6 protein-coding genes are annotated in these 8447 nt (G+C 72.6%); 2 read left to right on the plus strand and 4 right to left on the minus strand.

The window, feature by feature from the left end:
- Positions 1-109: 109 nt before the first annotated feature.
- A complete protein-coding gene (locus tag CCS38_RS02855; protein ID WP_030249729.1) occupies positions 110-748 on the minus strand; it encodes a mycothiol-dependent nitroreductase Rv2466c family protein in 639 nt (212 codons plus the stop codon).
- Positions 749-851: 103 nt separating this feature from the next.
- Here CCS38_RS02855 and pepN point away from each other — a divergent pair, with 103 nt between their 5' ends.
- Together pepN and CCS38_RS02865 are read left to right on the plus strand one after the other, a co-directional pair.
- Positions 852-3440, plus strand: a complete 2589-nt coding sequence (gene pepN / locus CCS38_RS02860) for an aminopeptidase N (RefSeq protein ID WP_223731583.1) — start codon at positions 852-854, stop codon at positions 3438-3440.
- Positions 3441-3564: 124 nt separating this feature from the next.
- The gene (locus tag CCS38_RS02865; protein ID WP_223731584.1) at positions 3565-4683 is read left to right on the plus strand and encodes a hypothetical protein; all 1119 of its coding nucleotides are present in this window, start codon (positions 3565-3567) and stop codon (positions 4681-4683) included.
- 51 nt (positions 4684-4734) lie between these two features.
- Here CCS38_RS02865 and CCS38_RS02870 read toward each other — a convergent pair whose 3' ends face one another.
- The 3 genes from CCS38_RS02870 to CCS38_RS02880 form a co-directional block, all read right to left on the minus strand.
- Complete coding sequence (locus tag CCS38_RS02870) at positions 4735-5883, minus strand: serine hydrolase domain-containing protein (protein ID WP_223731585.1); 1149 nt, start codon at positions 5881-5883, stop codon at positions 4735-4737.
- Positions 5884-5994: 111 nt separating this feature from the next.
- Positions 5995-7728 (minus strand): TIGR03767 family metallophosphoesterase, encoded by a 1734-nt coding sequence (locus CCS38_RS02875; protein ID WP_223731586.1) that lies wholly within the window; start codon positions 7726-7728, stop codon positions 5995-5997.
- A 269-nt stretch (positions 7729-7997) separates the two neighbouring features.
- Positions 7998-8447, minus strand: a 450-nt coding sequence (locus CCS38_RS02880; protein WP_308050651.1) for an HPP family protein, incomplete at its 5' end; no start/stop codon positions are given.

Raw genomic sequence — 8447 nt, forward strand, 5'->3', positions numbered from 1 at the left:
AAAAGGAACCGCCCCCGCGAGGACGTGACTCGCGGGGGCGGTTCTGTATGGATGACGGCTGCGGGCGCGTCGTGGCTGGTCGCGCAGTTCCCCGCGCCCCTTACGGGGCTCAGTCGAAGCTCGGGGCCGCTGTGCGGGTGCGCTTGATTTCGTAGAAGCCCGGGATGGACGCGACCATCAGGGTGCCGTCCCAGAGCTTGGCGGCCTCCTCGCCCTTGGGGGACGGGGTGACGACCGGGCCGAAGAAGGCGATCTGCTCGCCGTCGGCGCCCGGCACGGCGATGACCGGCGTGCCGACCTCCTGGCCGACCAGGTCGATGCCCTCCTTGTGCGAGGCGCGCAGCCGCTCGTCGTGCGCGTCGGTGTCGGCGGCGTCCGCCAGCTCGGCGGGCAGCCCCGCCTCCTCCAGCGCCGCGAGGATCGTCTCGCGGGTGCGCGGCAGGCCCTGGTTGTGGAAGCGGGTGCCGAGCGCGGTGTAGAGCGGGGCCAGGACCTCGCTGCCGTACTTCTCCTCGGCCGCGATGCAGACCCGGACCGGCGCCCACGCCTCGGTCCGCATCATTTCCTGGTACTGCTCGGGCAGATCGTCGAGCTTGTCCTCGTTGAGCACGGCCAGGCTCATCACGTGCCAGCGGACCTCCACCGGCCGGACCTTCTCCACTTCGAGCATCCAGCGGGAGGTCAGCCACGCCCAGGGGCACAGCGGGTCGAACCAGAAGTCTGCCGGGGTCTTGCCGGTGTCGGACACGAAGGTCTCCTCTACGAGCGGGTCGGTAGCCGGTTCAACCGCGGCGTACCGTGCCATGATTCCCAGTGTTCGATATTCGAGACACAGACGAGGGAGTCGCGTCGTGCCCGGTGAAAACCTGTCCCGAGACGAGGCCCGCGAACGGGCCCGGTTGCTGACCGTCGACGGGTACGAAGTGGCGCTGGACCTGCGGTCCGCCGTGGAGCAGGGAGACGCCTCCCGGACGTTCCGCTCCCGCACGACCCTCCGCTTCCGCTGCGCGGAGCCGGGCGCCGGCTCCTTCGCGGACCTGGTCGCGCCGTCGGTCACCTCGGTCACCCTCAACGGCCGTGAGCTGGACCCCGCGGCCGTCTTCGACGGCGCCCGGATCGCCCTGCCGGACCTGGCGGCGGAGAACGTCCTCGTCGTGGACGCGCAGTGCGCCTACAGCCGCACCGGCGAGGGCCTGCACCGCTTCGTCGACCCCGAGGACGGCGAGGTGTATCTGTATACGCAGTACGAGCCGGCCGACGCCCGCCGGGTCTTCGCGAACTTCGAACAGCCGGATCTGAAGGCGCCGTTCGACTTCGAGGTGACCACGCCCGAGGGGTGGGTGGTGCTCAGCAACGGCGTCCAGGAGGGCGCCGCCGAGGGAGGCGTGCACCGCTTCGCGCGCACCAAGCCCATCTCCACGTACATCACGGCCGTGGTCGCGGGCCCGTACCACTACGTCTCGGACACCTACCGGCGTACGTTCGCGGACGGCACCGAGCTGGAGGTGCCGCTCGGGGCGCTCTGCCGCAAGGGGCTGGCCCGGCACTTCGACGCCGACGACGTCTTCACCGTCACCAAGCAGGGCCTGGACTTCTTCCACGACCACTTCGACTACCCGTACCCCTTCGGGAAGTACGACCAGGCGTTCGTGCCGGAGTACAACATCGGCGCGATGGAGAACCCGGGCTGTGTCACCTTCCGCGAGGAGTTCATCTTCCGGGGGAAGGTGACGCAGGCGTCGTACGAGCGCCGGGCCAACGTCATCCTGCACGAGATGGCCCACATGTGGTTCGGCGACCTGGTCACCATGGAGTGGTGGGACGACCTGTGGCTCAAGGAGTCCTTCGCGGACTTCATGGGCGCGCTGTCGCTGGTGGAGGCGACCCGCTTCACCAACGGCTGGATCACCTTCGCCAACGGGCGCAAGGCATGGGCGTACCGCGCCGACCAGCTGCCCTCCACGCACCCGATCACCGCCGACATCCGCGACCTGGAGGACGCCAAGCTCAACTTCGACGGGATCACGTACGCCAAGGGCGCGTCCGTGCTGAAGCAGCTCGTCGCGTATGTGGGGCGGGATGCCTTCCTGGACGGGGCGCGGCGGTACTTCAAGCGGCACGAGTACGGCAACACCACGCTCGCCGACCTGCTGAGCGCGCTGGAGGAGACCTCGGGCCGCGACCTGGCCGCCTGGTCCCGGTCCTGGCTGCAGACGGCCGGCGTCAACGCGCTCACCCCGCAGGTCACCTACGACGCCCAGGACCGCATCACCGAGCTGGCCGTCCTCCAGGAAGCCTCCCCCGCCCGGCCCGAGCTGCGGCCGCACCGGGTCGCGGTCGGCCTGTACCGCCGCGCCGACGCGGACGGCTCGCTGGTCCGGTACGCCCGTGCCGAGCTGGACGTCTCCGGGCAGCGCACGGTCGTCGCGGAGCTGACCGGGGCCGAGCGCCCCGACCTGGTCCTGGTCAACGACGAGGACCTGACGTACTGCAAGGTCCGCTTCGACGAGCGGTCGCTGGCCACCCTGCGCGGCCACCTCGGCGAGATCGCCGACCCGATGGCGCGCGCCCTGTGCTGGTCCGCGCTGTGGGGCCTGACCCGCGACGGGCTGATGCCGGCCCGCGACTACCTCGACATCGTGCTGCGGTTCGCCGGGCGGGAGTCCGACGTCGGCGTGCTGCAGACGCTGCACGCCCAGGCCCGTACCGCGCTGCACCACTACGCGGCGCCCGAGTGGCGGCGGCTCGGCGCGCAGCAGCTGGCCCAGGGCGCCCTGCACGAGCTGCGCGTCGCCGAGCCCGGCAGCGGCCACCAGCTCACCTGGGCCCGCTTCTTCGCCACCGTCGCCTCCACCGAGGCCGACCTCCAGCTGCTGAGCGGACTGCTGGACGGCACCGCGAAGATCGACGGGCTGGCGGTGGACCAGGAGCTGCGCTGGGCGTTCCTGGAGCCGCTGGCCTCGCACGGCGTGGCCGACGCGCAGCGGATCGACGCCGAACTGGCCCGCGACGACACCGCGTCCGGCAAGCGGCACCACGTCCGCTGCCTGGCCGCCCGCCCCTCCGCCGAGGTCAAGGCACGCGCCTGGGCCAACGTGGTGGAGTCCGACGCGCTCTCCAACGCCCTGGTGGAGGCCACGATCTCGGGCTTCGACCAGGCCGGGCAGCGCGACCTGCTCGCTCCGTACGCGCCGAAGTACTTCGACGCGATCGGGCAGGTGTGGAACGAGCGGTCGATCGAGATCGGGATGGCCGTGGTCCGCGGCCTCTTCCCGGCGCTGCAGAGCAGCCAGGAGACGCTGGACGCGGCCGACGCCTGGCTCATCGGACATCCGGACGCGCCGCCCGCGCTGCGCCGGCTGGTGTCGGAGGCGCGGGACGATCTCGCCCGGGCGCTGCGGGCACAGGCTTGTGACGCAAAGGTCGGCGCGAAGCCGTAACCCTCGGTAGGACCAGCACTTATCGGCCGTCGAACGCCCGTACTTTAGGCCGTGGTTGTGCGGAAACGTCGACGGAACGGTAACAGCGGTTAGGGGGCGGCGCGGGCGCGGGAATGGCGGGGGCATGAACCACAACACCCCACTCTCGCCCCGCCCGCTCCACCACCTCGCCGATGTACGGCACCGCGTCCTCACCGCACGGCAGCTGCGCGAGCACGGCATCGCGCCGTCCGACCTCGCCGAGCGCTGCCGGCCCGGCGGCCCCTGGCAGCAGATCCTGCCGGGCGTCCACCTGCTCCACCCCGGCCCGCCCACCAGCGAGGAGCGGCTGCACGCCGTCCTGCTGTACGCGGCCCGGCGCACGCCGGCGGCCGCCACCGGTCCGGACGGCGAACCGGCCGTGCCGGTCCAGGGCGACGGCGCCGACCGCTACGAACCCGAGGCGATGATCACCGGGCTGGCGGCGCTCGCCCTGCACCGCTTCTCCTCCGCTCCCCCGCTGCTCTCCCTGGACCGCATCGAGGTGCTCCTGCCGCGCTCGCGGCGGCTGCGCTCGGCGGGCTTCGCGCAGGTCGTACGGGCCCAGAACCCGCCGCCCGCGGTCGAGGTCACCGGCCTTCCGGTGGCCCCGGTCCCCAGAGCGCTGGCCGACGCGGTGGCGCGGCTGACCGGCCCGCAGACCGCCAGGGCGGGGCTCGGGGAAGCGGAGATGACCGCGCTGGAGGCGGTCGGCGGGCCGACGGCGATCCGCCGGCTGCTGTCCGAGGCGGTGCGCGGCGGGCACTGCGACCCGACGGCCGTGGTGCGCGAGCTGAGCCGGGCGCGGCTGCTGGGCAGGCCGCAGGTGATGGACGCGGTGGACGGGCTGCTGGCGGAGGGCCGGGCGCTCGCCGAGGGACTGCTGTACAAGCTGGTGCGCGAGTACCGGCTGCCGGACCCGGTGTGGAACGTGGACCTGCGGCTGCCGGGCGGCCCGTATCTCGGCGGGGTGGACGCGTTCTGGCCGGTGCAGGCGGTGGCGCTGACGATCGACGCGCGGTCCCCGAAGTACGCCGACCAGACGCTGTGGCCGGAGCACACCCGCACCCGTGAGCGGCTGGAGCGGCTGGGCATCACGGTCGTGCAGGTGACGGCGAAGAAGCTGCGCGAGGCGCCCGAGCAGCAGGCGGTGGTGGTGCGGACGGCGCTGATGGCGGCGGCGGACCGGGAACCGAGCGCGTATGTGGCGGTGCTGCCGAAGTAAGCGCGACGCGAAAGGGGCGGGCCACCGGGGCCCGCCCCCGCGGGCGCGAGGTCAGCCGCAGAACTCCGCCTCGACCACAGGACCGCTTTCGCCGGTCCAGTCCGCGTTGGAGTTGAACGCCGCGGTGTGCCGGCCGTCCCGGGTGCTGACCGCCTCGGAGGACGAGCCGTGGATGCCGCCGCCGTGGCCGTACAGCCGGACCCCGCAGGACAGTTCCTGGGTCATCAGGCCCAGCCCGTACCGGATCTGCGGCGCTTCCTTACCGACCGGGACCGTGGTGAGCATCTCCTTCAACTGCCGCTGCGGGAAGAGCTTGCCGCGCAGTACCGCCGCGTAGAAGCGGTTGAGGTCCCCGGCCGTGGAGATCATCTCGCCGGCCGCGCCGGCGAGCGACGGATTGAGCTCGGTCGCGTCGTACACCTCCGGCCCCGGCTTCTCCACCAGCAGCTTGGAGTATCCGATGCCGTGCGGCCCGGGTATACCGGGGTCCGTGCCGGGCACGACGGTGCGGTGCAGTCCGAGCGGCTTCAGGATGCGGCGCTCGACCTCCTTTCCGTACGGCCTGCCGGTGGCCTTCTCGATGACCATTCCGGCGAGCACGTAGTTGGTGTTGGAGTAGCTCCAGGACGTGCCCGGCTCGAAGGTGGGTTTGCCGTTCATGGCCAGGCGTACGAGCTGCCGGGGCGTCCAGGTGTCGTAACGGTGCTTCAGGAAGCCCGGCCCGGTCACCTTGTCGTGGAACTCCCTCTCCTCGAAGACCTCGCGGATGCCGCTGGTGTGGTTGAGCAGCTGCCGCAGTGTGACGCGGCGGCCGTCGTGGCCGTGCCCCCGGACGACGCCCGGCAGCCACTCCTCGACCGTGTCGTCCAGGCCGAGCCGGCCCTCCGCCTCCAGCTGGAGCAGGACCGTGGCCACGAAGGTCTTGGTGATGCTGCCGACGCGGAAGGCGTCGCCGGTGCCGCGCGGTGCGCCGGTGTCGAGATTGCCGACGCCGACGGTGGCCTTCCAGACCCGGCGCCCCTCGGTGACCCGGCCGATCATGCCGGGGACGCCCTTGGCGACCTGGGCCTCCATGGCGGCCCTGGTGCGGGCGTGGCCGTCGTTCGCCGGTCCGGCGGCGGTGGCCGCGGGCGCGGTGAGCAGTACCGTTCCTGCGAGAGCGGCGGCCAGGGCCCCCGCCAGTGCGCTCCGTGCTCTCATCGTCGTTCCCCCTCGCTGCGGCGCGCGCGGCGCCCGCTGCTGACTGCGGTCGGGGGAAGGGACCGCGCGGCCCGGCCCGGAGTTGCCGGGCGGGCCGCGGTTGAGCGTCAATCAGCCACGTTTCACCAGGAGTTCGGTGTTGCGGTCGCCCGGCTCGCCCGCCAGGTCCGTACGGCCCTGCGGCTGATTGGCGGACAGCTCGCGGTAGAGCGAGGCCAGGCCGGTCTGCGACAGGTCGGCGAAGTCCGTGCGGTGCGGGGCAGCGGACTCCACGAGAGTGGTGAAGAGCGAGAGCGTCCCGTCGTGGTTGTCCACGACCTCGATGATGCGCGCGAGCTGCGGGAAGTCGATGTGGGAGGCGGTGGAGATCTCCCAGAAGCCGTCGTGCGCGGTGATGTCGTTCTTGTGGCTGTGGCCGTTGATCCAGGCCAGAACGTTGCGGTGGCCGGACAGCAGCCGTACGAGTTCGTCGCCCCCGTGGCGGCCCTCGTCGGGCCGGGCCGGGTCCGGCCGGGTGTTGTCCATGGTCTTGCTGGTGTGGTGACTGAAGATCAGGACGTAGGAGTCCTTGTGTTCCTTCAACTGCCGCTCCAGCCAGCGCAGCTGGCCGGTGCCGACGGAGCCGGTGTAGTGGCCGCCGGGGTCGGTGGTGTCCAGGCTGATGCCGATCACGTCGTCGGAGACCTGGAAGCTGTAGTACAGCTGGTCGTCGTGGACGTTGGCCTCGGTGAAGCCGTGGCCGTGCGGGCCTGCGCCGGTGTAGGCGGGGTCGAGGTGGGCGCGGACGTACTCGGCGCGGGTGAAGGGCGCCCGGCGCGGGTCCGGCGTCACCTGCCGGGTGTGCCGGCGATTGGCCTGCATCAGCGCCTTGAAGTCGGCGCCGGTGGGGTCCAGGCCCTTCTTCACGGCGCTCCAGACCTGCTTCGCCTGGTCCGCCGGGAGCGTCTCCAGCTTGCGGCCGCCGGTCGCGATCTCCGTCCAGTACGAGTCGCCGGGCGCGTAGCAGCCGCCGGGCAGCTGGTCGTGGTTGCCGACCGTGGTGTACCAGGGGAGGTCCAGCCCGGGGCTGTGCACGGTGCGCAGCGCGGCGTCCAGGAAGCCGGGCAGCTTCGGGAAGCCCAGCTGCTTGTCGGCGTCCCGCAGGTCGCTGTCCGGCTGCCAGTACAGCTTCAGGCCGCTGTCCTGCACGCCTTCGTAGCCCCGCGGGTCGCCGGTGTTGGGGACGATGCGGCCGCCGCTCATCGCGCCGAGGAACCACTCCAGCTCGATCTTGGAGTTGTTGTCGGTGTTGTCGCCGGTGGTCATCACGAAGCCGAGCGGGGAGCCGGTGGCCGGGCCGCCCTTGAGCGCGTTGACCCGCTCGATGAGCGAGACCATGCCGGCCACGGACAGCGCCTCCTGCGGGCGCCAGGCGCTCGCGGTCTGCGCGCGCAGGTACTCGTACCGCAGCGGGCTCTGCACGTCGACCAGGTGCAGGTCGGTGAATTGCGCGAAGGACGCGAGCGTGGTGCGCCGCTCGTCCCGGCCGGAGCGGGCGGCGGCCAGTTCGGTGCGGACGACGCGGGACCAGGCGGGGCCGTCGCCGAGGCGGCGGTAGCCGGTGGTGCCGCGCGGGGCGGCGACGGAGTCGAGGGTGGTGCCGCGGCGGAACGGTACGGGCGGCACGGCCGGCGGGTCGACCGGCTGCGGCGCGAAGGGCGGAGGCCCGGCCTGGGGTGGCACGGCGGTGGCCGTCCGGCCACTCAGTCCGAGGGTCAGCCCGGCCCCGGCGGCGGCACCGGCCACTCCCGTGGCGGCGAGGAAGGTACGGCGGTCGAGGGTGGCGGCGGACCGAGTGCGGGACATGCGCGGACTCCCCGAGTGCGAACGCGGTGGTGTCGGGGCGGGCCGACCGCCCCTCACCGGGGATGTTTCGCACCGGGGATGGACTGTGCGTGAACATGACCACAACGGGCGCCGCCGATCTCTGCACAGGGATCACGCGGGCGCGCGGCGTGACGCGCCGGCCACCGGACGCTCGGGGATCCGGCGCCCGCGCTTCATGTGACGTTCACGTCACTGGGTAACGGGGAGCGCACGCATGCCGACAGGCACCCCGTACGCCGAGGTGCGCGTCACCACCAGTACAGCGGATACCGGCGGCCGCTCAGCCGGTGCAGGCACAGGCCCACCGTGGTCAGGATCACGGTGGCCGCCACCAGCAGCGGCAGGAACCGCAGCGGGTCGGGCCCCTGGAAGCCGACGATCACGGACGTGGCGACGCCCGGCGCGTGCGGCGCGCGGGCCAGGGACGTCGCGCCGAAGGCCAGCGCGCCGGCCGCGGCCGCGCTCCAGACGCCCGGCCCCGCGACGGCCACCACGAGGAAGCCGGCCGTTGCCCCCAGCAGATGGCCGCCGATGACGCTGCGCGGCTGCGCGAGCGGCAGCGCCGGGGCGCCGGCGATCAGCGCGGCGCTGGCCGCGAGCGGCGGGATGAGCACCGGATGCCGGATGAGCACCCCGGTCCCGGCCAGCAGCAGCAGCGCCAGCGCGATGGCGGTGGTCGCGGCCAGCAGGACGAGGGG

The organism is Streptomyces purpurogeneiscleroticus, assembly GCF_020024005.1.
GTDB classification, from domain to species: Bacteria; Actinomycetota; Actinomycetes; order Streptomycetales; family Streptomycetaceae; genus Streptomyces; species Streptomyces purpurogeneiscleroticus.